This window comes from Frankia sp. CoBUL1 (assembly GCF_978021245.1).
Genome location: NZ_CDXDOS010000117.1, coordinates 1 through 1,824, shown reverse-complemented (window position 1 = coordinate 1,824; position 1,824 = coordinate 1). Strand labels below are relative to the sequence as shown.

At 69.5% G+C, this 1,824-nt stretch carries 2 protein-coding genes; both read right to left on the bottom strand.

Annotated features, from left to right (window positions below):
* On the bottom strand, window positions 1-472 hold a 472-nt coding region (locus AC08OX_RS10430), incomplete at its 3' end, for an alpha-(1->3)-arabinofuranosyltransferase domain-containing protein (RefSeq protein WP_476607626.1).
* A 185-nt stretch (window positions 473-657) separates the two neighbouring features.
* Complete coding sequence (locus tag AC08OX_RS10425) at window positions 658-1,611, bottom strand: dolichyl-phosphate beta-glucosyltransferase (protein WP_235463053.1); 954 nt, start codon at window positions 1,609-1,611, stop codon at window positions 658-660.
* Window positions 1,612-1,824: the final 213 nt, after the last annotated feature.

Sequence of the window (1,824 nt, the reverse complement as noted above, 5' to 3'; positions counted from 1 at the left end):
CGGCGCCGAAGGCGCCGTCCGGACGCAGCGCGAGGATGAGCGGCAGGGTGATCCACGGGAGCATGGCGGCGCCCGCAAGCGCCACGGAAGTCGCCCCGATCTTGCCGAGGAACATCGGGGACAGGGTGTAGGCGAGTCCGGCCAGCACCCGGGTGCGCGGTACGCCGAGCCACAGGGCCTCGGCCAGCCGCACGACCCCCCAGGCGGAGACGGTGAGGATCAGCCCGATCCACAGCCGCTGGGTGACCCAGGCGGGTATCCCGAACAGGTCACCGGCACCGAAGAACGGTCCCATCGGGAACAGGTAGCCGACGTACTGGTTGGGCAGGTAGCCGAACTCGGCGAGGGAGTTCCACAGATGGGTGGCCCGCCCCATGAAGCCCCACGGGTCAAGGGGGACGTCCAGCTTGGTGTCGGCGGTCAGGTTGCCGGGGGCCTGGAGCAGAAAGAGCACCATAAAGCCGGCGGCCATGCCGAACAGAGGCCGCCGTGACGTCCGCGTGTCGCGGCGACGCGGCGACGCGGCGACGGCCGGGGCGGCGACGGCCGGGGCGGGTGACGGCGCGCCGAGGCCCTTCGCCGTCGTGGGGGTGCCGGCGGCGGGGGAAGGGATCGCTTACTCCAAAGGACAAGGATGGGGTCCGGTTCGCCGGACCTTCATACAGCCTTCCGAGGCAACGGAGTCACACCACCCAGGTCGGCGGGCAGGCGCAGGGGCTTCTCGACGCCCCCCACGGCCGCCGTGAGGACGGCTGGCGGTGGCCCGGCGGTCACCGGTTCTGCGGGGGCCGGGACACTCACGGCAGAAGGCGGGACGCGGACCTGCGCGGCGGGGGACGCCCCGTCGCCCGGACGAACCGGCGCTGCCGCGGCGGCGGGCGACTGCACCGTGGGACGCGTCACTACGAGGCCGGGAGCGGAGCGGTTCAGGTACCGCCGGGCGCGCATCACGTCGACGAGCATCGCGGGGGTGTGCCGGGTCACCCGGAACGTGCCACCGGGTATCTCCGCCCATCGGACCGGGACCTCGGCGATCCGGTAGCCGATCGACCGGGCGATCGAGAGCACCTCCACGTCGAAGCCAAATCCGGAGGAGCGCGCAAGGCTGAACAGCAGCTTGGCCTCGGGGCCGCGGAAAGCCTTGAACCCGCATTGGGTGTCGGCGACGTCCAGGCTGGTCAGGGACCGGGTGATCTGGTTGAAGGCCCAGCTGCCGACCCGCCGGCCACTGCTGCGGACCGCACCCGCCCCAACCCGGCGCGATCCGAGCGCCACTTCGGCGTGCTCCAGCGCGGCGAGGAGCAGAGGAAGATCATTGACGTCGGAGGCGCCGTCGGCGTCCAGGAAGGCGATCGACTCACCGTGCGCGGCCGACACCCCCATGCGGACCGCGGCGCCCTTACCCGAGTTCCACGGCAGCCGCAGGACCCGACCACCGGGCAGATCCGCGAGCAACTCCTCGGCGATCGCAGCGGTGCCGTCCGTACTGCCGTCGTCAACCACAATCACCTCGGCACCGGGGATCCTGTGCATGACCGAGATCAGCGGGGGTAGCGAGCCGGGCAGGCGCATCGCCTCGTTGTAGGCGGGGATGACAACGCTCACAGGCACGCGGTCCAAGACTCACTCCTAGGCCGCGACGACGGAGCCGATGACTGAAGCCACCGAGGCGCAGCGGTTGGTGACGGCCGATCGAGATCAGCAAACAGTTTTAGGTGTTCTACCGAAACGCGGCAAAGTATGCATGCTAGAGTTTCCTTTTGTTTCATTTACTGGCAAGGTGACACAATGGGCATCTCTTGAGTACAGGTGGACATCTATTGA